We start from the raw sequence: 25,881 nt of genomic DNA, 5'->3' as shown, positions 1-25,881 counted from the left end.
ATCGTTATACGGATTTCGAAAGGGTGGGTGAGCAACTTGTTATTATATGAAAAAGTGCATGAAGAAATAGCGAGAAGAACAACTGCACTTCAAACAATGCAACGGCAAGATGGTACGTGGCGGTTTTGTTTTGAAGGAGCGCCACTAACAGATTGTCATATGATTTTTTTATTAAAATTATTAGGTAAAGATAAAGAGATAGAACCGTTTGTAAAAAGATTAGCATCACTCCAAACAAATGAAGGAACATGGAAATTGTATGAAGATGAAGTGGGTGGTAATTTATCTGCTACAATTCAATCTTATGCTGCCTTACTTGCATCGGAAAAATATACAAAAGAAGATGTGAATATGAAGCGAGCGGAAATGTTTATAAATGAGCGCGGTGGGGTAGCGCGTGCTCATTTTATGACGAAGTTTTTATTAGCGATTCATGGAGAATATGAATATCCTTCTCTCTTTCATTTGCCAACACCAATTATGTTTCTGCAGAATGATTCCCCTCTCAGTATTTTTGAACTGAGTAGCTCAGCACGTATTCATTTAATTCCGATGATGTTGTGTTTAAATAAAAGATTTCGAGTAGGGAAAAAGTTATTGCCAAATTTAAATCACATTGCAGGCGGGGGCGGAGAATGGTTTCGGGAGGACCGGTCTCCAGTTTTTCAAACGTTAGTAAGTGACGTGAAGAAAATTATAACGTATCCACTTTCTTTGCATCATAAAGGATATGAGGAAGTAGAACGTTTTATGAAAGAGCGTATTGATGAAAATGGAACATTATATAGCTACGCAACTGCCTCGTTTTATATGATTTATGCTTTACTTGCATTAGGACATTCTATTCAATCACCAATTATTCAAAAAGCTATAACGGGAATCACATCTTATATATGGAAGATGGAGAGAGGGAGCCATTTGCAAAACTCTCCATCAACTGTATGGGATACAGCTTTACTCAGTTATGCTTTGCAAGAAGCTCAAGTTCCGAAAGCAAGTAAAGTGATTCACAATGCATCAGCATATTTACTAAGAAAACAGCAAACGAAGAAAGTAGATTGGAGTGTACATGCACCGGATCTCTTCCCGGGTGGTTGGGGCTTTTCGGATGTGAATACGACGATTCCAGATATTGATGATACAACTGCTGCGTTAAGAGCATTGGCGCGAAGTAGAGGGAACGAAAATGTAGACACTGCTTGGAAGCGAGCGGTTAATTGGATTAAAGGATTGCAAAATAATGATGGTGGTTGGGGGGCTTTTGAAAAAGGGGTAACGAGCCGTATATTAGCAAATTTACCAATCGAAAATGCAAGTGATATGATTACAGATCCTTCTACACCAGATATTACAGGAAGAGTATTAGAATTTTTCGGAACGTATACGCAAAATGAATTGCCCGAGAAACAAAAACAAAGTGCGATAAATTGGTTAATGAATGTACAAGAGGAAAATGGATCGTGGTATGGGAAATGGGGAATTTGTTATATATATGGTACGTGGGCAGTGTTGACTGGTTTACGGTCACTAGGAATACCATCTAGCGATCCATCATTGAAACGAGCAGCTTTATGGCTTGAACATATACAGCATGAAGATGGTGGCTGGGGAGAATCTTGCCAAAGTAGTGTGGAAAAAAGATTTGTTACTTTGCCATTTAGTACACCATCCCAAACAGCATGGGCGCTAGATGCCCTCATTTCTTACTATGATAAAGAAACGCCAGTCATTCGAAAAGGTATTTCATATTTGCTCTCCAACTCTTATATAAATGAAAAATATCCTACTGGAACAGGTTTACCAGGTGGGTTTTATATTCGTTATCATAGTTATGCTCATATATATCCATTGCTTACTTTGGCTCATTATGCAAAAAAATATAGAAAATAAACCGAGAGATGTCTCTCGGTTTATTTTGTTGGGTAGTAGGTCCCTTTTGAAAAGAATAAGGTTGTGATGTACCTTATTTTTCGGTTGATTGGCGCTTTTGACGTGCATCAGCGGCATTTGCACGTGCGTTTGCTTCTAAGTCATTGTGGTCAGCGAGTTCGAGAGAGAACTCAACATCAATGCCATCAGTTGCTTTGCTTTGTTTGAAATTCTTTTTGTTCATTCGACACAATCTCCTTGCGTTTATACGATGTTGCAAAGTTAGTTTGACACAAATAGACTTTTTTATACAAAGAGGAATTGGAAAGCAAGGAGCCGAAATATACAGTATAAGTAATAGAAATGGGGGATAGGAATGGAGTTTTTAAATGGGAAAACAGCTGTTGTAACAGGAGCTGCACAGGGAATTGGAAAAGAGATTGCAAGGGTTTATGCAAAACTAGGGGCGAAAGTATTAATTAGCGATGTAAATGAAGAGAATCTACAAAAAACGACACGTGAGTTATCAGATGAAGGATATGAAGTGTGCTCATATCGATGTGATGTGAGTAATCAAAATGAAGCAAAGTCGTTAATTGAATATGCGGTTCAAAAATTTGGTACATTACATATTTTGGTGAATAATGCTGGAATTACAAGAGACGCAATGTTACATAAAATGGAGAAATCTGCTTGGGAACAAGTATTACAAGTGAATTTAACTGGAGTTTTTTATTGTATGCAACCCGCGCTTCTTTACATGAGACAACAAGGGTATGGACGCATTATTAATATATCTTCAATTAGTAGAGAAGGAAACATAGGTCAAGCAAATTATGCGGCTACAAAGGCAGGAGTTGTAGGATTAACGAAAACAGCAGCGAAAGAAGTTGGAAGTTTCGGTATTACTTGTAATGCGATTTGTCCGGGGTTTATGGATACAGATATGACCAAAACGATACCAGATAAAGTGAAAGAAAAGATGGTTGGCGCTATTCCAGTTGGTAGAATTGGAACGCCAGAAGATATTGCGAACGCAGCAGCCTTTTTAGCATCAGAATACGCATCTTATATTACAGGTGAAGTATTAAATGTGAGCGGAGGACTGCAAGTTTAAAGGAATACATAATGAACAGAACCTGACCAGGTAGGTCAGGTTCTTTCTCATTAATTTAAGTTAAGCCAAACGCTCTTTACTTCTGTATAGTTATTTAATGCGTAAGATCCCATTTCACGGCCAAGACCAGATTGTTTAAATCCTCCAAATGGAGATGCTGCATCAAAGACGTTATAACAGTTTACCCATACTGTACCTGCACGTACTTTACTTGCAACATAGTGTGCTGTTTTAACATTTTCTGTCCACACACCAGCCGCTAAGCCGAATTGTGATTTATTTGCACGTTCAATTACTTCATCAATATCGTTAAATGGTATTGCAGAAATAACTGGACCGAAAATTTCTTCTTTTGCGATCGTCATTTCATCATTTACGTCAGCGAATACTGTAGGAGAAACGAAGTAGCCTTGATTGAATGGATTACTTCCTCCGCAAAGGACTTCAGCGCCTTCTTCAATCCCTTTTTCAATGTAGCCCATTACACGTTTTTGTTGTTCTTCGGAAACGAGAGGGCCAATTGTTGTTTCAGGGTTAAGACCGACACCTTGATTTAGTTTTTTAGAATAGAGGACGAGATCAGCCATGACATTATCATACATTTTCTTCGGAACAAATAAGCGTGATCCAGCAGAGCATACTTGTCCTTGGTTAAACATAACACCAGAAAGTGCACCAGGAATCGCGCGAGATAAATCAGCATCTGGCAATATGATATTTGGTGATTTACCGCCTAATTCAAGTGTAACGCGTTTTAATGTTTCGGATGCTTGTCGCATAATTTGTTTACCGACAGGAGTAGAACCGGTAAATGCAATTTTATCAACGAGTGGATGATTAACGAGAGCTTGTCCAGCTGATTCACCGAATCCAGGTACGATATTAATAACACCTTTCGGGAATCCAGCTTCTTCAATTAATTCAGCTAAGTATAGAGCAGATAGTGGAGTTTGTTCTGCAGGTTTTAAAACGATTGTACATCCTGTAGCAAGCGCTGCTCCCATTTTCCACATTGCCATAAGAAGCGGGAAGTTCCAAGGGATAATTTGACCAACGACACCAACAGCTTCATGGCGTGTATAGTTAAAGTAATCACCGGAAACAGGAATTGTTTGACCAACGATTTTCGTAGCCCATCCAGCGTAATAGCGCATATGCTCAATTGCAAGTGGTATGTCTGCTGCCATTGTTTCACGGATTGGCTTTCCGTTATCTAATGTTTCGAGCTGTGCAAGCTCTTCTTTATGTTCTTCCATTAAATCAGCTAACTTGTACATGAGACGGCTTCGCTCAGCGGTGCTCATACGAGACCAAGGACCTTCGTCAAAAGCCATACGAGCTGCGACTACAGCTTTATGAATATCTTCGCGACCAGCTTCAGAAACGACGGCAAGTGTTTCACCAGTTGCTGGGTTAGGTGTTTTAAATGTTTTACCGGAAGCGCTTTCAATGAAAGATCCATTCACATATAACTTTTTTGTACCTTGAAGAAATTTCTCTACCTTTTCATGAAGATTTACAGCTAGTTGACTCATTGTATAACCCCCTTGAAAATATAATGTAAACGCAGTACGAGACGGCGCTTATTCCGAAATCAAGGATGTGGAAACTAGATGGAAAGCCTCTAATTAAAATCATAATTAAGAAATACTGAAAATTCAAATTTCATTTGTGTTACAATTGTAAAAAATATGTAATGTAAGAGAATCTTCTATATGATTATAAAAAATCCTGCTTGTTTTTGCTTTCTAGTAGGAAAAACTAGAAGAACAATGGTACAATAATACATCGTGAGAGGAGGGGTAAAAATGAAAGATTATCATGATGATCCACGCTTTCGAATAGCCCATAGAGAAGCGTTAATTGGTCTTGGACTTGCTATTATTAATTTTATAATATGGTACGGATTTGCTTATGGGCTTGGTAGTAAAAATCCGAATGAATATACATATGTATTAGGTTTTCCCGCATGGTTTTTTTATAGCTGTATCGTTGGATTTATCGTTATGGTTATTTTACTTAGTTTAGTTGTTCGTTTTGTATTTCAAGATATTTCACTCGATGAGGAAGAAAAAAGTGAGGAATAATAGATGAATTGGTATGTAATCATTCCAATGATAATTTCGTTTATCGTTGTATTTTTAATTGGTGTATATGCTTCAAGACGTGTGCAAGCAACTGCTCATAATAAATTTTTACAAGAATATTTTCTTGGTGGGCGTGAGCTAGGCGGTTTATTATTAGCGATGACAATGATTGCTACGTACGGTAGTGCAAGTAGCTTTATTGGTGGCCCTGGTATTGCTTACAATATGGGTCTTGGATGGGTACTGTTATCTGCGATTCAAGTTGTAACAGGCTATATCGTTTTAACGGTTATCGGTAAAAAGTTTGCAATTATCGCTAGGAAGATGGAAGCAATTACTCTTATCGATTATTTAAAAGGGAGATACAATAATAAAGCAGTTGTTATACTTTCTGCGTTATGTATTATTATCTTTTTATTTTCAGCGACAGTAGCCCAGTGGGTCGGTGGTGGACGATTAATCGAGTCACTAACTGGTCTATCGTATACAACAGCACTATTTTTATTTACTTTTTCTGTACTTGTGTACGTATTAATTGGTGGATTTCGTGCAGTTGCTCTATCAGATACATTATTAGGAATCATTATGTTAGTTGGAACGACAATCATTTTAATTGCTACTGTCATTGCTGGTGGTGGAATTGAAAAGATTATGCAGGAACTTGTTCAAATTAATCCAAAGTTAATTACACCATTCGGAGCAGATGGCAGTTTAACGAAATCATATGTTACATCATTTTGGATTTTAATTGGAATTGGCGTTGTCGGCTTACCGCAAATTAGCGTGCGTGCCATGTCTTATAAAAATTCAAAAGCGATGCATCAAGCTTTAATAATTGGAACCGTTGTCGTTGGCACAATTATGATCGGTATGCATTTAACTGGTGTATTTGCAAGAGTAGTACTTCCAGGTATAACGGTACCAGATAAAGTAATGCCGCTACTTGCGATGGAAGTGTTACCTCCTTGGTTAGCTGGAGTTTTCTTAGCTGCACCGATGGCAGCGATTATGTCTACAGTAAACTCTTTATTATTACTTGTAAGCTCGTCAATTATTAAAGATATATATGTAAATTACATAAATAAAGATGCAGCAGACAGTACGATAAAAAAAGGAAGTTTGTGGATTACTGGTATTGTAGGACTACTCGTTTATGCAGCGGCGATTAAACCACCAGATTTTTTAATATGGCTAAATTTATTTTCTTTCGGTGGATTAGAAGCAGCATTCATTTGGCCAATCGTATTAGGATTATATTGGAGGAAAGGAAATGCTACAGGAGCGCTTGCGTCTATTTTAGTTGGGGTAGGCTCATATATGTGTATTCATCTTTTCTATCCAAATCCGTTCGGTATACATACAGTTGTCTTCCCGATTTGTTTTGCGTTTATCGCTTATGTTATTGGAAGTATGAGTGCTGTAAAAAAAACAGTATAGGTTAGCTGAAGAACGTAGTCCTTATAAGACTGCGTTTTTTCGTATGAATTTGTTCTTTTTTTATTCTGTATATCCACGGTTATTCATAAATTAATAACAACTGAGGGGATGGAGTTGAGGTCGATGAAAAAAGTGTTATTTTTAGGAGACCCAGGAATTGATGACTCTTTAGCAATTATGTATGGATTGTTGCATCCTGATATTGATATTGTTGGTGTAGTAACGGGATATGGAAATGTAACACAAGAAAAGGCGACAAGTAATGCCGCATATTTATTGCAAATGGCAGGACGGGAAGATATACCTGTTATTAATGGTGCGAAAATTCCTTTATCCGGAGATATTACGACGTATTATCCAGAAATTCATGGGACAGACGGTTTAGGGCCAATTAAACCTCCAAAAACTTTTTCACCAAATATAAAGCCTTTTTGTACATTTTTTGATCTTCTTGAAAAATATAAAGGAGAATTAATAATAGTCGATGCTGGTAGATCAACAACATTAGCGACAGCATTTATTTTAGAAAAGCCGATGATGAAGTATGTGAAAGAATATTATATAATGGGCGGTGCTTTCTTAATGCCTGGCAATGTAACACCAGTCGCAGAGGCGAATTTTCATGGTGATCCCATTGCGTCACAATTAGTTATGCAAAATGCCAAAAATGTGACATTAGTGCCACTTAACGTTACATCTGAAGCAATTATTACACCGGAAATGGTAAAATATATTACGAAACACTCTAAAACGAGTTTTAATAAGTTAATCGAGCCGATATTTACGTACTATTATAAAGCTTATAGAAAGTTAAATCCGAAAATAAAAGGAAGTCCAGTACATGACGTCGTTACAATGATGGTTGCGGCAAATCCATCCCTTTTAGATTATGTATATCGTCGTGTCGATGTAGATACAGCTGGAATTGCAAAAGGAGAGAGTATTGCTGATTTTCGGCCTCAACCTGATGCAAAAGCATTAAAAAATTGGGTGCGAATTGGTTGGTCGTTACATTATAAAAAGTTTCTTGAGGATTTTGTGAAATTTATGACGTAGACATAATAGGAGCATACAAGTTAAAATAATGGAGATGGTTATGTAAATGACCATCTCCATTATTTTGTTTTTAAATGATAAATAGAGAAGAGTTACACAATAGGAGAGGAATTTTACTTGAAAAAAACTATAGTATGCGCAGTAATTGTGGGTATTTTTGTTTTGCTAATATCGGGTAACTTTTTAGTGAAAAAAGTGTGGAGTTCAAATAATGATGATGCACAGTATATTGCATCTTTTATTGAAGAACATAAAGATGAAAAAAATAGTGCGCTTCTAGTAAAGCGAAATGATAAAGTTGTTTATTCTGTAAACCCAAATGTTGTATTGCCAGTTGCTAGTACGATGAAATTAATTGTGGCGCTTGAATATACGAAACAAGTTACTGAAGGGAAAATTGATTCTTCTAGTTTCGTGTCGATTAATGATGTGAATCGCTATTATGTGCCGAATACAGATGGTGGTGCACAAGATAGATGGCAAAAGTATTTGGAGAAAACGGGCAAGATAACTGAAGGAGCGGTTTCTTTAGAAGAAGTGGCAAAAGGAATGGTTAAGTTTAGTTCGAATGCAAATGCTGAATACTTAATGGAATTGTTAGGATTAGATAACATCAATCGAAATTTACAAAGTTTATCACTTCCTGCACATCAACCACTATTTCCAATCGTTTCATCTTTGTATATCCCGGGATATTTGCATAAAGAATTACATGTTCCAAAATATAAAATAGAGAAAAAGTTAAAAGAAATGTCTCAAGAGCAATATCGTGAATATGCGATGATTATTCATGAACGCTTAAAGAAGAAGGGACCATTATTACAGAAGGAAATTCCGCTTTATTTAGAGGAACGTTACGACAAAATTTGGTCAGATAGATTACCAGCAGCTTCTGCAAATGATTATATGGTATTACTTCAAAAGGCAAACCATAAAGGTGGCTTGACAGAAGCTGAAGAAAAAGTGTGGGCAAATATCGTTGAAACAGACATGAGTGCCAAGAAATACCGTAAAACATTTAGACATGCTGGGCAAAAGAATGGTTATACACCATGGACGGTTACAAAAGCAGTTTACGCTATGGATAAACGTGGAAACTGTACGGAGATTGTGTTTTTGGCGAACAATTTAAATGAAGACGATAGTGCAGAAATACGGAAACATTTAGCAAACTTACATTTCCAAGTGTTGCAAAGTGATAAGTATGATGCGACTTTTATTAAATAAACTCGGTGCAGAGAGCACCGAGTTTATTTTTATGTACAGGCACTTTTTTTCTATCAATGGGTATGATGGGTAGTAATACTTAGGTGAGAGGGGAAAAGGTGATGAAACAGAGTAAGGAAGAGTTTATAAAGAGTGAAGGCGCTGATTTCCCTGGAAAAACATATGTGGATTGTGTATTACAACATGTATTTGATTTTCAACGAAATTACTTATTGAAAGATATGTTTCAAGTGCATAAAGCACATATTACGATGCTGACTGAAGAAAGTTTAATAAAAATAGAAGAAGCTAAAGTTATATTAAACGCACTTAGAAAAGTAGAGCGAATACCAAAAGATAAATTGGTATATACAGAGCAGCATGAAGACCTCTTTTTTTTAATCGAACATTTAATTTCTCAAGAAGCGAAATGCGATTTTGTAAGTAATATGCATATTGGTAGAAGTAGAAATGATATGGGTGTAACGATGTATCGCATGAGTTTAAGGCGGTATATATTACGATTAATGGAACATCATTTGCTATTGCAAGAAAGTGTACTGCAACTTGCTGATGATCATAAGGAAACGATCATGCCAGCTTATACACATACACAACCGGCACAGCCAACAACATTTGGTCATTATACTTTAGCAATTTATGATACGATGCAAAGAGATTTAGAACGAATGAAAAAAACGTACCAGCTTTTAAATCAGTCTCCAATGGGGGCGGCTGCACTCTCTACAACAAGTTTCCCGATTAAACGAGAACGAGTTGCTCATCTACTTGGATTTACAACTGTAATTGAGAACTCATATGATGCTGTTGCCGGAGCGGATTATTTATTAGAAGTTAGCTCGCTACTTATGGTAATGATGACGAATACGAGTAGATGGATTCATGACTTTTTGTTGTTAGCAACGAAAGAATATGACGGTATTACTGTTGCAAAGCCATATGTACAAATTAGTAGTATTATGCCGCAAAAACGAAATCCGGTTTCAATTGAACACGCTCGTGCAATTACGAGTAGTGCTTTAGGAGAAGCATTTACAGTATTTCAAATGATTCATAATACACCATTTGGTGATATTGTCGATACGGAAGATGACTTGCAGCCATATTTATATAAAGGGATTGAAAAGGCGATTCGTGTTTTTTGTATGATGAATGCAGTGATCCTAACGATGAAAGTAGAAGAAGAAACGTTAAAAAGTCGTTCCTATAAACATGCAATAACGATAACGGATTTCGCTGATGTTTTAACGAAAAATTATGAAATTCCATTTCGGCATGCTCATCATGCAGCAAGTGCTATTGCAAATATGTCATTGGAGCAGAAAAAAGAACTACATGAATTACACTTCAAAGATGTAAATATGTATTTGCAAGAACATTTTAAAATAAATTTATTAGAAAAAGAGTGGAAAGAAATTATATCGCCAGAAGCTTTTATTCAAAAAAGAAATGTATACGGTGGACCGAGTAAAAAAGAAATGAAGCGTATGATTAAAAATCGAAAAGAGTCCTTTCGAAAAGAAGAAGATGTATTTGAAAAGGAAAAACAGAGAATTTTACAAGCTGAAAATGCCTTGAATACATTAGCTTTGAATATTATTGAATCGTAAAAGAGGGATTTAATGAATTAATCGCCAATACTTAATTAAAATATAAATAGAGAGAAGAGATTGTCGATGATTCAATTACATGTATATGAAGAGATTTTTCATTTTAAAGAAGATGTTACACCATTTCTAGAAAAGAATGAGCAGGAAAACAATCTCATATTAGGTGTATTACAAATGGTTCAAGAACCGATATTTATGGGGATAGCGAAACAAGGAGAAGACATTGCGGTTGTATTTCTGCAAACAGAAGAGAAGAAACAAATCATTGTTGCAACTTCTGAAATTTCGGGAGTAGCTATTGAGGAACTTGCAAAAGAGTTAACGAAAGTATATCCGGATATTCCTGGATTGATCGGTAATAAGAAAATTGTACAGAAATTAGCGGAAGAGATTGCGGTATTAGAAAATAAGAAAATGAATGTTGCAATGGAGCAAGGTGTGTATGAGTTGAACAGAGTAAAGAAGAAGTGTAATGCGAATGGACTTTTTCGAGCGGTAAATAATGATGAATTACCATTAATAGAACAGTGGATATATCAATTTTGTGAAGATGTAAAGCTTCCTACTACGAAAGAAGAAGCAAAACAAACTGCATATACATTAATAACTACAAATCGACTGTTTGGTTTGGAAGTGGATGGAAAACTCGTTTCTGTAGCTGCAAAAACGAGACCAACTAAAAATAATATAACAGTTAATTTTGTATATACGCCGAAAGAAGCAAGGAAAAAGGGATACGCATCTAAGTGTGTAGCGGCACTTAGTCAACGTATGTTAGATGAAGGGTACAAGACGACTACGTTATATACTGATTTAGCGAATCCGACATCGAATAAAATTTATCAAGAAATTGGTTATGAGCAAATTGCGGAGTCTGTGCTTATATTTTTAGAGAAGTAGAACAAAAAGGCGTGCTATTTTAGCACGCCTTTTTGTTATTCATCGATTCTAATAACCTCGCCTTGAGGGAAGTCCTCAGTTTCTAGTAAGTTACGAATAGCTTTCGCAACATATTCAGGTGATAATAGTTTTCCTTCTTCTTTTAATGCAATGAAGCGGTCCAAATTTATGAAATCTTCTTTATTTGTTTCGCGAATTTGTGATTGCATATTTGTATCAACAACGCCAGGTGCAAAAGCGACGATTTTTACTGGATATTCTTTTTCCACTTCTTCAGTTGCTACGCACTGTGTAAACATATTTACACCAGCTTTCGTTGTACAATAAGCGCCCCAGCCAAAGTAAGGGTTTTTTCCTGCGCCAGATGAAATGTTAATAACGCGTTTATCTGCTTTCCAGTCTTTCGTATGTTTCATAAACGTAGATGTAAGAATCATAGGTGCAAGTAAATTAATGTGAACGTTCGTAATGAATTGTTCGCTTTCTGCTTTTTCAATTGGTTTCATAGGTGCAACTGTACCCGCATTATTAATTAAATGAATAGAGGATACATTGTCTTTTTTAATAGATGAAATGATCTCTTTAAAGTTAGTTTCTAAGTTATGTACATCTTGAAGATCTAGGGAATGAAAAATGCAATTGCTGTTATATTGCTCTGCAAGTTTCGTAAGCTCTTTATTTTCTCTTCTAGAAATAGAGATGACAGTTGTATTTTTTTCTAATAATTGCGTAGCGATTGCCTCACCTAAACCTTGTGAAGTTCCTGTTATGATAACGTAGCGCATAGTTTTATAAACCCCTCTCATATGTGCGGAATTTTGTTGGACAACGTACATTGTATAGTTTGTCTACATTTTATAGTATAGAGCACTTTTTACTATAATTGAAATGAGATGATTGTGTGCCTTTTATAAATAGGTTTACGACAACAGTACCTGGTGCCGTCACGTTTACTGGGAATACGCTGGGACTTAGCCCTACATCACCTGCACCAGGTAATATTTTTGGTACACTTGCTGTGTTTACGACAGTAAATACAGCATTGCAAGTACCAGGGTTCCCAGCAGGGACAACAGATGAATGGCAATTGAATTCTTCAAGTGCAATTTTAAATCTTCCAGCGGGAAGCAGTGTATTATATGCAGAATTAGTTTGGGCTGGTACTTTCCGGACTGATACGGAAGATGTGTTACCATTTTTAAATGATAACATTACATTTACAACGCCAGCAGGGACGTTTTCTGTTACGCCAGATCCTGCTACCGCGCAGCAAGGTTCAGTAGGAAATCAGTTTTATTATGCTCGCTCTGCCAATGTAACAAATCTTGTTAGTGCAGGTGGAGCAGGCACATATACAACGGGTGCTGTGCCAGCTGCAAGAACTTCAGCCGACCCAACAATCAGTCGTTCAGCTGGATGGACGCTTGAGGTTGTGTATCAAAATGCAAGTTTACCACTTCGGAATTTGTCAGTATATGCAGGTCAAGAAATTATCGATGCTTCATCCCCGCCAGTTGATGCTACAATTTCAGGTTTTGCTACGCCGGCAACAGGAGCTGTTACAGGAAGAGTGCTCGTAACTGCTCAAGAAGGTGATTCTAACATTGTTGGAGATCAACTTCGCTTTGGGCCGAATGCAAATGCTACAGTTGCATTATTCGGACCGAGAAATCCTGCGAATAATTTCTTTCAGTCACAAATTTGTAATGATAGTGGAAATTTAGATACGAGCGGCACGTTTGGAGATTTGAATCAGCCGTTAGGGGTAGCTTTGGCCGTCCGAAGACAAGGGTGGGATATTACGAATGTAGATGCCTCCTCATCTTTAGTAAACAGTCAAACATCAGCAACGGTTCGATTTGTTACAAATGGAGATGGATACGCAGCAGCTGGTTTTGGTGTTCAAATTGATGCAACAGGTCCAATTATTAATCCTGTTAAATCAGTTAATAGAACAGTCGCAGGGGTAGGGGATACCCTCACTTATACGATTACGGTCCCAAATACAGGAACAGGAAGTGCAGAAAACGTTGTATTACGTGATAGTATTCCGAACGGAACGACGTTTGTTGCAGGTAGTGTTACGGTAGGGGGAGTAACACAGCCGAATGCAAACCCTTCTAATGGAATTAATTTAGGTACAATCCCAAATAACACGCAAAGAATTGTTACATTTCAAGTTCGAATAATATCATTCCCGAATCCCAATCCTATTTTAAATCGTGCAATGGTGTCATATCAATTTCGTCCTTTCGTTGGTAGTCCTCCTATTACAAGTACGTCTTCTTCAAACACAGTACAAACGACAGTGAATCAAGCAACTATAAGTATGCAGAAATCTGTAGATTTACAGACGGCAACGCTTAATGATGTATTAACGTACACAGTTAATATCACAAATAATGGAAATGTCACTGCGAGCAATGTTATTTTTGTTGATAGTATCCCTGCTGGAACAACATTTGTCGCAAATAGCGTTACGGTAAATGGAGTAGCGCGTCCAGGAGCGAATCCAGCAAGTAGTATTAATCTAGGAAGTATTAATGCTTCGCAAACGACTGTAGTGCGCTTTCAAGTTCGAGTAACATCGAACCCTCTTGTCAATCCAATTCCGAACCGTGCAAGTGCAACATTTACCTTTACTCCAGTGCCTGGTCAACAACCAGTTTCAGGGCAAGCGACAAGTAATACTGTAGTTACGACAATTAATATAGCTGATATAACAACGAGAAAAACAGTGGATAGAGCTTTTGCAACGGTTAACGATGTTCTTACGTACACGGTAACAATTCAAAATACAGGAAATGTACTTGCAACGAACGTTATTTTTCAAGATCCAATACCAATTGGAACGACATTTATAGCAAATAGTGTGACTGTGGATGGGGTTTCACAACCTGGGGTAAATCCAGCGACTGGGTTTACAGTAGCAAATATATCTCCCGGCGGAAGTAGGACAGTGACTTTTCAAGTACGAGTGACATCAACGCCATCAGGAGGCACAATTGCGAATCGCGGAAATGTAACTGCTAATTTCGTCGTTATTCCAAATCAGCCACCAATAACGATTAATAGACAAACGAATACAGTTGTGACACAAGTTAATACAGGCGGTTTAAATGTAATAAAAGAAGTGAATACAACGCAAGCGGCAGTAGGAGACACTTTAACATACACAATTGCCGTTCAAAATACAGGGAATGTTCCGTTAACAAATGTATTTTTCCAAGACCCTATTTCTTCTGCTGTTTCATTTGTTGCAAATTCTGTAACAATTAATGGAGTACAGCAAAGTGGACTAAATCCGAATACAGGATTCTCTCTTCCGAATATTCCTGCGGCTCAAACGGTTGTAGTCACATTTGACGTAGTAATTGTACAGAATCCAGAAAATGAAGATATTTTAAATCAAGCAAATGTAACAGCAAGCTTTCAAGTGAATCCGAATGAACCACCAGTAACAATCAATGTACCGAGTAATGTTGTGAATACGACAGTACAATCAGGAAACTTTGAAGTTGTGAAAGCAGTCAATACGGATGTTGCAACAGTAGGGGATATTTTAGTATATACAATAGAAGTCATAAATGCAGGTAGTGTACCAGCTACGAATGTATTTTTCCAAGATTCAATTCCCCAAGGGACATTATTTATTGAAAATAGTGTAGTTGTGAATGGTGTTTTACAAGAAGGGGCAGATCCAGAACTTGGATTCCCATTAAATAATTTGCCTACTGGCGCCAGTGTTATTGTTACATTTGAAGTATTAATTGATGAAATTCCCCAAGGAAATAATGTTGTAAATAATGCGAATGTAACTGGAGATTTCCTTGTAAATCCAACAGAGCCGCCGATTACTGTAACAGTACCAAGTAATACTGTTATGACGATCGTGAATTCTTCAGGGTTAAATGTAATGAAAAGTGTAAGTGCTACTGAAGCCGGTGTAGGAGATACGTTAACGTATACAGTTGGTATACAAAATAGTGGAACGGTGACAGCGACAAATGTATCATTCCTTGATCCGATTCCAGTTGGAACCACTTTTGTAGCGAATAGTGTAACAATAAACGGGACGCCTCAACCAGGTTTAAACCCTCCTACTGGATTTCCACTTGCTAATATTCCAGTAGGAGGAATGGTGACGGTCACTTTTCAAGTGACAATCACGAGTGTACCACCAAATAGAGTTCTTCCGAATAATGCGAATGTCACTGCTGATTTCCAAGTAAGTCCTCTCCAGCCACCAATTACAATTGTAACGATTAGTAATATTGTTGTGACGCGAGTGAATGTAGGATCACTTAATGTAATGAAGAGTGTAAATACACTACAAGCCGGTGTAGGAGATACGTTAACGTATACGATTCTTATTCAAAATACAGGAACTGTTCCTGCAACGAATATTGTTTTTCAAGATCCAATTCCGTCTGGTACTGCCTTTGTAGCAAATAGTGTGACGATAAATGGAGTCGTACAGCAAGGCGCGGATCCTATGCTAGGTTTCCCGGTACCAAATATTCCGGTCGGGCAAACGGCTACGATTACGTTTCAAGTTACAGTGACGAGTGTTCCGAGCGGTGGAAATATAAGAAACCAATCGAACGTTACTGCAAGTTTTCTTATAAATCCAGCAAACCCTCCAATAACGACTGTTACAAATAGTAATTTTGTAGTGACGCAAGTAAACACAGCACAGTTAAATATACAAAAATCTTCATCTGTACAACAAGCAGCACTTGGAGAAACTTACACGTATTCTGTTGTCATTCGAAATAACGGTACAGTAACAGCAACGAATGTCTCTTTCCTTGATCCAATTGCTTTAGAAACAACTTTTGTAGCAAATAGTGTAACGATAAATGGAACGCCACAACCTGGATTTGACCCAAATGTTGGTTTTCCGCTTCCTAATATTGCAGCTGGAACATCATTGACAGTAACGTTCCAAGTTACGGTAGTTGCACCGTCTACACGTGGAGCGGTATTAAATACAGCATCTGCTACAGCCACTTTCTTATTAAATCCTTTACAGCCACCTGTAACAACAACGAATTCAAGTAATACAACGGTAGTTACAATACCGTTACCTCCTCCTGGTGAAGTAACTGCAACAAAAACAGTTGATGTTGCAACTGGGGCCGTTGGGGATGTATTAACGTATACTGTGCTCATTTCAAACGTAGGAATTATCCCTGTTACAGATGTGTTCTTCCAAGATGTCATACCAGAAGGAACGACGTTTGTTGACAATAGTGTAACGATAGGTGGAGTGCAGCAACTTGGTTTAAATCCAGAAATAGGATTTACAGTTACTCCATTATTAATCGCTGGTGGAAGTATTGAGGTCACATTCCAAGTGACGATTACAGAAATTCCAGATAATGAAGTCATATTAAATGATGCAGATGTTACATTTACTTCACAACCAAATCCGCAGGAACCACCGATTACGGAAACGATATTAACAAATTTAGTCGTTACGACAATTAATATAGCCTTTATTTTTCCATTGAAACTAGTAGATAAAGAAGTAGCGACGGTAGGAGAAATATTAACGTATGATGTATTGATTTTTAATTTCGGAACAGTGCCAGCGACGAATGTTCAATTTATCGATACTACTTCCGCGGGTGTAGCATTTGTACCAGGAAGTGTGAGCATAAACGGGGTACCAGCACCAGGATTAGATCCTTTCATTGGTTTTACAGTTCCAGATATACCTGTCGATGATTTTGTACTTGTCACATATCAGGAAGTGGTTACAAGCATACCAGAAGGTGGAACGATTGTTAATTTTGTAGACGTTACAGCTACATTTGCTGTAAGTGAAACAGAACCGCCTATTACGGAAACAACGACAAGTAATACGACATTAACAGAAATCAATGAGCCTGGTTTGAATGTTTTAAAATCAGTGAGTCAGCCGGTTGTTGCAGTAGGCGATACAATCACATATACAACAGTAGTTCAAAATACAGGAACAGTGCCAGCAACGAATGTTCAATATAGTGATGTATTACCTTCCTCTATAGCATTCGTGCCGAACACTGTAACGATAGACGGTGTGTTACAACCTGGATTCAATCCGAATAATGGATTCCCGCTTCCAGATATAAACCCAGGTGAAAGTGTAGAAGTCATCTTCCAAGTAACCGTTGTTAGTGCGCCATCAAACGGAACAATTGCCAATACGGCAAATGTAACTGGAAGTTTTGTATTAGTACCAGGAGAACCACCAGTTATAGTAACAGAGCCGAGCAATACAACACTTACAACTGTAAATAGAGGGCAATTTAATGTTATTAAACAAGTAAATAGGGTTGCTACTCTCGTTGGAGATATATTAACGTATACGGTTCAAATAACAAATACTGGAACAGTAACAGCTAATGCTGTTCAGTTTGTTGATACCATTTCAGCAGGGGGGTCATTTGTACCAAATAGTGTAACGATAAATGGAGCCTCGCAACCAAACTTAAATCCGATTACTGGATTTGGAGTTGGAGATATCCCAGTTGGTGAAACAGTTATAGTGACGTTTCAAGCGACAGTTACAAACATCCCGTCATCAGGAACAATTACGAACGTTGCAAATATAACAGGAAGCTTTACTTTAGTGCCAGGAGAACCACCAGTTGTAGTAACAGAGCCGAGTAATACGACGATAACTAGAGTGAATAGAGGACGATTCAGCGTTATAAAATCTGTAAATAAAGAAGCGACACGATTAGGAGATACGTTAACGTATAGTGTGCAAGTTACAAATACGGGAACGGTAACAGCAACGAATGTTCAGTTTATCGATGTTCCATCACCTAGTTTAGAATTCGTTCCTGGAAGTGTACAAATAAATGGGATTCCGCAAGTAGGTTTAGATCCATTTGTAGGCTTTGCATTGCCTGATCTTGCAGTAGGGGATAGTGTATTAATTACATTTGAAGTAAATGTAATCGCAGTTCCGCCTTCTAGTAGCATTATGAATACAGCAAGAGTAACGGGTGATTTCGAATTGATTCCAGGAGAACCTCCGTCTACAATTACAAATTCAAGTAATACGACGGTTACGCCGGTAAATAGAGGTAGCTTAGATATGCTAAAAGAAGTAGACCATTCAGTTGTTGGTGTAGGAGAAACGGTAACGTATACTGTTCGTATATTAAATACTGGTACTGCTGATGCAATGAATGTTCAATTTATCGATGTGCTATCTCAGGAAGCTGATTTCGTTCCAAATAGTGTAACGATAAATGGGGTTCCGCAACCGGGGGTAAATCCGCAGATTGGATTTACGATACCTGATATACCAGTTGGTGAGACGGCACTTGTAACATATGAAGCTACGATTACAAGTTTTCCGGATGGTGGTACAGTAGTGAACGTTGCTGGGGCGTTAGCAGAATATATTTTAGTACCAGGGGAGCCGCCAGTTACAGTGATGGATACAAGCAATACAGTTATAGTGACGGTAAATACTGCAATCTTATTTGTTGCAAAAGGAGCAAACTTTGAAGTAGCAATGATAGGGGATGTTGTCACTTACGGAATCGCTGTTATAAATGATAGTACAGTTCCTGTGACCAATATTGTGTTAACAGATATCATTGATCCGAATACGCTATTTATAAATGGTACGGTAACGGTAAATGATGTACCTCTTCCATTTGCTAATCCGAATACTGGTATTCCGTTAGGTGATTTTCAGCCAAATGATGCAGCAATTATTAATTTCCAAGTTGTAATAATAGGAGGGCAAGTAAATAATTTAGTTACAAATACTGCTACAGCGAATGGGCTTGCAACTGTAAATCCGAATGAGCCGCCAGTAGTAGTTGAAGGTGATAGTAATACAGTTGTTATCCCGTTTATTCCTCAAAATGTCTCAACGACAGTCGTAAAAACGGCAGATTTACAGGTAGCAACAATTGGAGGTGTCATTACGTTTACGACAGTCATCACAAATACGGGTGATACTGTAATGCAAAATATTCGTTTTCAAGATATGTTAGATAGTAGTGTTCGATTTGTTCCTGGAAGTGTAACGGTTGATAATACGCCAGTGCCGAATGTAAGCCCGGCAGTAGGGTTTCTTATCGGAAGTTTAAATCCTGGTGAAGCAAGGACAGTTTCGTTCCAAGTAGCAGTACAGAGCGCGCCAAATGGTTCAGGAAATTATATAAATCAAGCGAGTATTCGTTTTGAACATCAAGTAGGCACAGTATTGCCACCTGTTACACAAATAGTAGAAAGTAACATAGTTGTCATTCCATTTGTTCCAACGATTGAACAAATTTGCGAAACGAATCTTAATTGCTTAGGGAAAATTCCTTTTCAATGTTCTCCGTGTGATCATTTGCAAATAAAGAAAAAATAAATGAAGAAAGAGCATCCTGTAAGAGAAGGATGCTCTTTCTTCATTAATCATGTAGATTCTTTTTCGGGCGAGGTGAAAAATTCGTCGATTTTGTCGGAAAGTAGTAATGGAATAGCTCCTTTTATAACAGAAATGTCCCAGTCCCACCATGCAAGATTCTCTAGTTTGTCAATTGTTTCTTGCGGGAAACGATATCGAATAAATTTTGCTGGATTACCAGCCACAATTGCATATGGAGGGACGTCTTTTGTAACAACACTTTTTGCACCAATAATGGCACCGTTACCAATTGTAACACCAGATAAAATGCAGGATTGATAACCAATCCATACATCATTGCCAACTACGATATCACCTTTTGAAGAAGGGTGACCAGTAATATGTGCTCCTTCATCAAAAAGTGCATTAAATGGATAAGTCGTTATCCAGTCTGCGCGATGTTCACCGCCAAGTATGAAAACGACTTCTTCTGCTAATGAACAAAACTTACCTATTTTCAATTTTGTTTCATCGTTCCAAGAAAAAATGGTTGGCCCTACTTTACTATAAGTATAATCACCAATATCATATTTATTATATTCAGGTTTTTGATTTAAATATAACATGCTTCTTTAGCCTCCTTTCTCAATTAAGCGATACGTATGGAATATTATATGCAAGATGTAGTAATGTGAACTGTATTAATAGGTGAAATGAACAAAAGGGAGTGGGATGTATGCGATACGAAATGGGTTTATATAATAAACCGTTTCAGTCAATTCAATCAGGGAAAAAAGTATATGAAGTACGCCTATACGATAAAAAACGTCAACTAATAAACAAAGACGATGAAATCGTATTTACGAATCTTACGACAACAGAAATGATGACGGTAAAAGTAACGGAAATAAAGCGATACGAGAGCTTTAAAGCTATATATGAACAAATCGATAAAAAATTATTGGATTGTGAAAATGATAGTTTAGAGGAAATGTTAGAAAGTACATACAAAATATATACGAAAGAACAAGAAAAAGAGTGGGGAACAGTTGCGATTCGTATTGAGGTAATAAAATGATAAGAAATCGCGGAGCCGCTATCATTGTACAGGAAGGAAAAATCGCTCTTATAAAACGTATTCGAGAAGAGGAAAGATATTATGTTTTTCCTGGCGGAGGGATTGAGGAAGGTGAAACGCCTGAAGAGGCAACGAAAAGAGAGGTATACGAAGAATTAGGGGTACATATACAAGTGGAGCACCTTATTGCAAAGGTAAAATATAAAGGAAATGAATATTATTATGCTGCCTATATTACAGGCGGAGTGTTCGGAAGCGGAACAGCTGAGGAATTTCAGCTGGAAGGTAGGGGAAATTATATTCCGTTATGGCTACCGATAAACGAGTTGGAAAAAGTGAATATAAAACCTTATGAAGTGGTCAGAAATATATTTAATCATTATAAAATATAACGTCTGACAACATACAAAAAAAACCATTGACATAGTCTTCTGATTTAAGTATTGTATTCGAGTATGTTTATAATCAGGAGGTTTATATGAGCAATCAAACTACTACACATCATGTGAAAATGACAACAGCGGATCCATCTGGAATTGGTCTATTTGGATTAGCGATGGTAACACTTGTAGCATCATCTCAAAAGTTAGGCTTAACAGATGGCGTTTCACTTGTATTACCGTGGGCAATCTTTTTAGGAGGATTTGCACAAATCTTTGCTTGCATTCATGATGCAAAGCATAACAATACATTCGGTACAACAGCATTCGGTGCGTACGGTCTATTTTGGCTAGGTGTTGGAATGACTTGGTTAATTCAACTTGGAGTATTTGGCGAAAAATTAGCACAAGCTGCAGATTCAAAACAGCTTGGTGTAGCCTTTATCGGATATTTGATTTTCACAATCTTTATGACAATTGGTGCAATGGAAACACATAAAGTATTATTTATGATTTTCGTCCTTATTGATTTCTTATTTATCGGTCTTTCATTAAGTACTTTAGGTGTTATGCCGCATGCAATGCATAATTTAGCAGCATATTCTGAACTTCTTATTTCATTATTATCTTTCTACGGTTCAGCAGCAGCAGTGTTAAATACACACTTCGGAAAAGTTGTTTTACCAGTAGGAAAGCCTTTTGGTATTTTTAAAAAATAATAAAAAAGCACAGATGATTGTATAGTCATCTGTGCTTTTTTATTTATTCCGCTCTTTGTGGGTTGTCTGAAAAAGCCTGATTGGTGAGGACTCATTAAACTTTCACTTTATCCCGCTATTTGCCGGGCAGTAAGCCCCCCCCGCCTCAAAATTCAGCGGAAACAAAGAAGTTAGGTGGGGGATGAATACCCTCACTGATTAAAGTTTCACCTTATTTGAAATAAGTAATGTGAAATGTAAATAAAAGTAGAAAAAATCAATTGAAATTGATTCTCATTATTAATATAATGAGAATGAGAATCATTTATTGTTAGAGGGGGATGCCAAAGTGGCAAAAATTTTAATAGCTTATGCAAGTATGTCAGGAAATACAGAGAGTATTGCTGATTTAATTAAAGTTAGTTTAGATGCTTTTGATCATGAAGTAGTATTGCAAGAAATGGAAGGCATGGACGCTGAAGAATTATTAGCTTATGATGGAATCATTTTAGGATCTTATACGTGGGGCGATGGTGAATTACCATTTGAAGCGGAAGATTTTCATGATGACTTAGAAAATATAGATTTAGCTGGGAAAAAGGTAGCGGTATTCGGATCGGGTGATACGGCGTATGAACTGTTTTGTGAAGCGGTAACGATATTTGAAGAACGTCTTGTGGAACGCGGTGCAGAGCTTGTACAAGAAGGGCTGAAAATTGAATTAGCTCCAGAAGATGAAGAGGATGTTGAAAAATGCAGTAATTTTGCAATTGCATTTGCTGAGAAGTTCTAAGAATGGGAGTGTCAACGTGGAGACAATGTTAAGTGCAACTGCTATTACAAAGTTAAGAGATGGAAAACTGTTGTTAGCTACTACATATAATGGCTTATTTGTTGAACAAGACGGAGAATGGAAACGAATTTTAAATGGTTTTCAAAAACGAATTAGGGATTTACATAGCGAAGATAATGTAGTTTATGGTGTAGGTGACGAAGGGATTTTTATTCGCAGTATGAATGGTGGAGAGAACTGGACAATTCAGCGTTTTCCAACAAAAGCAACGAGTTGGAATGTATGTAGCAATGTACAAGGAACTGTTGTTGCTCATGGAGAAAAAACGCTGTATCTTTCTAATAATTTCGGTTTGACATGGGAAACTATTCATCCGTTTCTTGAGTATGGCAGTGCGGCACCGTCTATTCGATCATTATTTTTATATAAACATTACTTATTTATTGGTACGAAAATACATGCTAAATATGGTGGTGTTTGGCTCTTTGATTTGAAGACACGTAAATTAAAGAGGATTAAAATTGCGATGAATCAAATGATCTCCGCGTTGACTTTACACAATTCTTATTTAGTAGCGGCAAGTGGATCGTGCAAGGGAGTTAGCGGAAATATTTCTTATTGTAAAATAGATGAAAGTATTGCAAGTGAAAAAATATATTGGCATACATGTCAAAGTGAGCAGAAAGCAAGTAGTTATTTAGACTTAAGTGTAGATCAACATGTTTTATATACAACTTCAACGCAAAATAAGGCGGGGATTAGTAGTGTGTGCCGTGTGCTTCTTGAAGAAGGTATTGTTACAGTATGTGATTCAGTTAAAGGGCACGGATGGCGCATTGTTAATCAAAAAGATGGTTATGTAGTAGCCGGATCAGGTGAATTAAAAGCAATGCAGTGGGAACAAAAAATAATTTAAGAAAAAAACTTTACTTTTATTATATTGATATGATATAGTATATTTAAACCATTTTACTTTTAATAATATAGAGATTTAAATGAGCTGTAACTTCCGAGGAGGATAGCAATGTTAAATCTCCTCAGGGGTTGCAGTTTTTTAATATCTGGCTTATTATTGTAAGGTGGTTGAAAATGAATATGTACATATAGGTACATTGTAGGAGGATTTTTTTCATGCAAAACGGTAAAGTAAAATGGTTTAACTCAGAAAAAGGTTTCGGTTTCATCGAAGTTGAAGGCGGAGAAGACGTATTCGTTCATTTCTCAGCTATCCAAGGCGAAGGCTTCAAAACTTTAGAAGAAGGTCAAGAAGTTACTTTCGAAGTAGAACAAGGTAACCGTGGACCTCAAGCTACTAACGTAAACAAGAAGTAATTTTTGAAAAAAGAAGGGCTCGCCCTTCTTTTTTTTGCATTTTTATAGATGTCCTCCTACTTACATATCATAACAAGACTGAATTTTCATTTATTTATTCGGAGTATTTTTGTATAAAGTACATGAATAAATAAATACTGAAAATAAAGTGTTTGTGTGAAAAGGAATTTAGAAAGAGGTAAATAAATTGAAAAACGCTACACATTTCATTGTGTTTGATATTGAAAGGAATTTCAGACCGTATAAATCAGAAGATCCATCAGAAATAGTTGATATCGGAGCTGTAAAAATAGAAATAGGTACAATGAAGATAATTGAAGAATTTTCGGAGTTAGTAAAACCAAGTGCACGATTAACTCGTCATACAACAAAATTAACCGGTATTACGAAAAAAGATTTAATGGGTGTAGAAAAATTCCCTCAAATTATAGAGAAATTTATTCAGTTCATCGGCGAAGGTTCTATATTTGTTTCATGGGGAAAAGAAGATTATCGCTTTCTATCTCATGATTGTACATTATATGGTGTTGAATGCCCAAGTATAGAAAAAGAAAATAGAATTGATTTGCAAAAATTTGTTTTCCAAGCATATGAGGAATTGTTTGAACATACGCCAAGTTTACACTTTGCGGTAGAACAGCTCGCTTTAACGTGGGAAGGAAAACAGCACCGTGCTTTAGCAGATGCTGAAAATACAGCAAATATACTTCTTAAAGTATATAGCGAGAGAGATATTAATAAGCGATACAAAAGACATGGTGAACTTGAACTTGTAAAAAACGGAAAACTAACAGAAAAAGCGAAAAAAAAGATGCGAAAATGGGTATTTAAAGAACTAAAGAAAAATACAGAACGCCCTTTTGAATGGAGTACATTTGAAAGTAGTGACACGTGGGAAAGTATAACGGAAAGATATTATATAAGTGAAAATACAGTAGAACTCCTGAAAAAACATTTTCGTACAGCAGTGAGAAAAGCGGAACGGCAGATTAGGTATTTGGCTGAGATGGAGGAGAATACAGAGGTTAAATGAATTTCTCCTCCACCTCTAACTACATACATGTAATAACAGCGTATTGATATTAAATAGGCATCAACTTGTTGTTGTGATTGTGCATTATAATTGCTTTGGGAGTGTTAAGACGTAATAAGAGCTTTAAACCGTATTAATAAAATAAATATATATATAAAGAAAAGAGTGTAGTTTAATGGAAACAATCTTTAACATTTTAACTGTTTTAGTTTTTGGGATAATATTTACCACACAATTAGCATTAACTACACTTTCTTTCATAGTAAAGAAGAATTGGAAAAAACTTAATATCTCTTTAAGTTGTGGTGTATTAAAGTTTAAAATAGAAGAGTAAGATTGAGCTTTGTACAAGGGAGGTGTGATAGTGGTAGACTTGGATATTAAAGATGTCACAGTAAAGATGGAATTAAACGGTGTCTTTTGGAATGAGGATCGGATTGCTGAAATGAAGGTGACTACAAAAGAAGAGCATTCTGTTATTCTTCGTCTAGTAGTTGATTTAGAAAGTAAAACTATTAGGGCGACGAGTGCGGAAATAGTGAATGGATTCTGCCCTCTGTGCAAACAGAAAAGGGACGAATGTAGTGAACTTAATGACTTGCAAAACAAAATGGAAATTTTAGAAGAAGCCTACGATTGGGTGAGAGAACATCCGGAATATCGTTTTCAATTATCTTTTTACGAGTACAATAAATTTGAGGTAGTAAAGTGAAATTTGCATCTTAACAACTTATAGAAGGACTTGGTCAAATAGAAATATTGAAGTAGATATTTCTAATGGAAATAAGCTTGTATAACAAGGAAGGGATGTATTTGATTCTGCAACAAATGTCATCTTGCATCAAAAAAATTTGAAAATAAACATGTTTTATTATAAAGCAGAAAAATCGATTCTTAGTAGAATCGGTTTT

21 protein-coding genes are annotated in these 25,881 nt (G+C 36.8%); 17 read left to right on the top strand and 4 right to left on the bottom strand.

Annotation, left to right across the window (positions count from 1 at the left end; all coding sequences use genetic code 11):
• Positions 1–36 precede the first annotated feature (36 nt).
• Complete coding sequence (locus tag MR107_RS02605) at positions 37–1,890, top strand: terpene cyclase/mutase family protein (RefSeq protein ID WP_242292048.1); 1,854 nt, start codon at positions 37–39, stop codon at positions 1,888–1,890.
• A 73-nt stretch (positions 1,891–1,963) separates the two neighbouring features.
• Here MR107_RS02605 and MR107_RS02600 read toward each other — a convergent pair whose 3' ends face one another.
• Positions 1,964–2,113, bottom strand: a complete 150-nt coding sequence (locus MR107_RS02600; protein ID WP_242292047.1) for a YfhD family protein — start codon at positions 2,111–2,113, stop codon at positions 1,964–1,966.
• Between the two features lie 132 nt (positions 2,114–2,245).
• Between MR107_RS02600 and fabG the strand changes: the two genes are divergently transcribed.
• Positions 2,246–2,986: a 3-oxoacyl-ACP reductase FabG gene (gene fabG, locus MR107_RS02595; protein ID WP_000395038.1), complete on the top strand. Its 741-nt coding sequence runs from the start codon at positions 2,246–2,248 to the stop codon at positions 2,984–2,986.
• Between the two features lie 50 nt (positions 2,987–3,036).
• Here fabG and dhaS read toward each other — a convergent pair whose 3' ends face one another.
• A complete protein-coding gene (gene dhaS, locus MR107_RS02590) occupies positions 3,037–4,521 on the bottom strand; it encodes an aldehyde dehydrogenase DhaS (protein ID WP_000080282.1) in 1,485 nt (494 codons plus the stop codon).
• 273 nt (positions 4,522–4,794) lie between these two features.
• Here dhaS and MR107_RS02585 point away from each other — a divergent pair, with 273 nt between their 5' ends.
• The 6 genes from MR107_RS02585 (at position 4,795) to MR107_RS02560 (ending at position 11,303) form a co-directional block, all read left to right on the top strand.
• Entirely contained in the window at positions 4,795–5,073 is a 279-nt protein-coding gene (locus MR107_RS02585) for a YhdT family protein (RefSeq protein ID WP_000656239.1), read from the top strand.
• A gap of 3 nt (positions 5,074–5,076) precedes the next feature.
• Positions 5,077–6,510: a sodium/pantothenate symporter gene (panF, locus tag MR107_RS02580; protein ID WP_001104820.1), complete on the top strand. Its 1,434-nt coding sequence runs from the start codon at positions 5,077–5,079 to the stop codon at positions 6,508–6,510.
• Between the two features lie 123 nt (positions 6,511–6,633).
• On the top strand, positions 6,634–7,566 hold the full coding sequence (locus MR107_RS02575; RefSeq protein WP_000756458.1) for a nucleoside hydrolase: 933 nt from the start codon (positions 6,634–6,636) through the stop codon (positions 7,564–7,566).
• Between the two features lie 117 nt (positions 7,567–7,683).
• Positions 7,684–8,793: a serine hydrolase gene (locus MR107_RS02570; RefSeq protein ID WP_000751366.1), complete on the top strand. Its 1,110-nt coding sequence runs from the start codon at positions 7,684–7,686 to the stop codon at positions 8,791–8,793.
• Positions 8,794–8,894: 101 nt separating this feature from the next.
• The gene (gene argH / locus MR107_RS02565; protein WP_000813967.1) at positions 8,895–10,403 is read left to right on the top strand and encodes an argininosuccinate lyase; all 1,509 of its coding nucleotides are present in this window, start codon (positions 8,895–8,897) and stop codon (positions 10,401–10,403) included.
• A 66-nt stretch (positions 10,404–10,469) separates the two neighbouring features.
• Positions 10,470–11,303, top strand: a complete 834-nt coding sequence (locus tag MR107_RS02560; RefSeq protein WP_000615373.1) for a GNAT family N-acetyltransferase — start codon at positions 10,470–10,472, stop codon at positions 11,301–11,303.
• 35 nt (positions 11,304–11,338) lie between these two features.
• Here the strand turns inward: MR107_RS02560 and MR107_RS02555 are convergent, their stop codons facing one another.
• A complete protein-coding gene (locus tag MR107_RS02555; protein ID WP_135278045.1) occupies positions 11,339–12,088 on the bottom strand; it encodes a (S)-benzoin forming benzil reductase in 750 nt (249 codons plus the stop codon).
• Between the two features lie 116 nt (positions 12,089–12,204).
• On the opposite strand from MR107_RS02555, the gene MR107_RS02550 reads away from it, so the two are divergent.
• Positions 12,205–19,677, top strand: a complete 7,473-nt coding sequence (locus MR107_RS02550; RefSeq protein WP_242292046.1) for a DUF7507 domain-containing protein — start codon at positions 12,205–12,207, stop codon at positions 19,675–19,677.
• Positions 19,678–19,724: 47 nt separating this feature from the next.
• Here MR107_RS02550 and MR107_RS02545 read toward each other — a convergent pair whose 3' ends face one another.
• Positions 19,725–20,282, bottom strand: a complete 558-nt coding sequence (locus tag MR107_RS02545; protein WP_000966302.1) for a CatB-related O-acetyltransferase — start codon at positions 20,280–20,282, stop codon at positions 19,725–19,727.
• Positions 20,283–20,392: 110 nt separating this feature from the next.
• On the opposite strand from MR107_RS02545, the gene MR107_RS02540 reads away from it, so the two are divergent.
• The 8 genes from MR107_RS02540 to MR107_RS02505 all read left to right on the top strand — a co-directional run bounded on the left by MR107_RS02540 (position 20,393) and on the right by MR107_RS02505 (position 25,682).
• A complete protein-coding gene (locus MR107_RS02540) occupies positions 20,393–20,734 on the top strand; it encodes an ASCH domain-containing protein (RefSeq protein ID WP_074555052.1) in 342 nt (113 codons plus the stop codon).
• Positions 20,731–21,126, top strand: coding sequence for an NUDIX hydrolase (locus tag MR107_RS02535; protein WP_000620822.1), 396 nt, complete (start codon positions 20,731–20,733; stop codon positions 21,124–21,126). Before MR107_RS02540 ends, MR107_RS02535 begins: the two co-directional genes overlap by 4 nt.
• An 86-nt stretch (positions 21,127–21,212) precedes the next feature.
• A complete protein-coding gene (locus MR107_RS02530; protein WP_000070938.1) occupies positions 21,213–21,833 on the top strand; it encodes an acetate uptake transporter in 621 nt (206 codons plus the stop codon).
• Between the two features lie 328 nt (positions 21,834–22,161).
• A complete protein-coding gene (locus MR107_RS02525) occupies positions 22,162–22,605 on the top strand; it encodes a flavodoxin (RefSeq protein WP_001062752.1) in 444 nt (147 codons plus the stop codon).
• Positions 22,606–22,621: 16 nt separating this feature from the next.
• Positions 22,622–23,521, top strand: a complete 900-nt coding sequence (locus tag MR107_RS02520; protein WP_000449496.1) for a WD40/YVTN/BNR-like repeat-containing protein — start codon at positions 22,622–22,624, stop codon at positions 23,519–23,521.
• A 215-nt stretch (positions 23,522–23,736) separates the two neighbouring features.
• Positions 23,737–23,937, top strand: a complete 201-nt coding sequence (gene cspB / locus MR107_RS02515) for a cold shock-like protein CspB (protein ID WP_001179150.1) — start codon at positions 23,737–23,739, stop codon at positions 23,935–23,937.
• A 187-nt stretch (positions 23,938–24,124) separates the two neighbouring features.
• A complete protein-coding gene (locus tag MR107_RS02510; RefSeq protein WP_000786414.1) occupies positions 24,125–24,970 on the top strand; it encodes an exonuclease in 846 nt (281 codons plus the stop codon).
• A 364-nt stretch (positions 24,971–25,334) separates the two neighbouring features.
• Entirely contained in the window at positions 25,335–25,682 is a 348-nt protein-coding gene (locus MR107_RS02505; protein ID WP_000227983.1) for a hypothetical protein, read from the top strand.
• The last annotated feature ends 199 nt before the right edge of the window (positions 25,683–25,881 follow it).

The sequence above is a fragment of the Bacillus cereus group sp. BfR-BA-01441 genome, from assembly GCF_022663075.1.
Classification (GTDB): domain Bacteria; phylum Bacillota; class Bacilli; order Bacillales; family Bacillaceae_G; genus Bacillus_A; species Bacillus_A cereus.
This window is presented reverse-complemented; position numbering and strand designations above follow the sequence as displayed.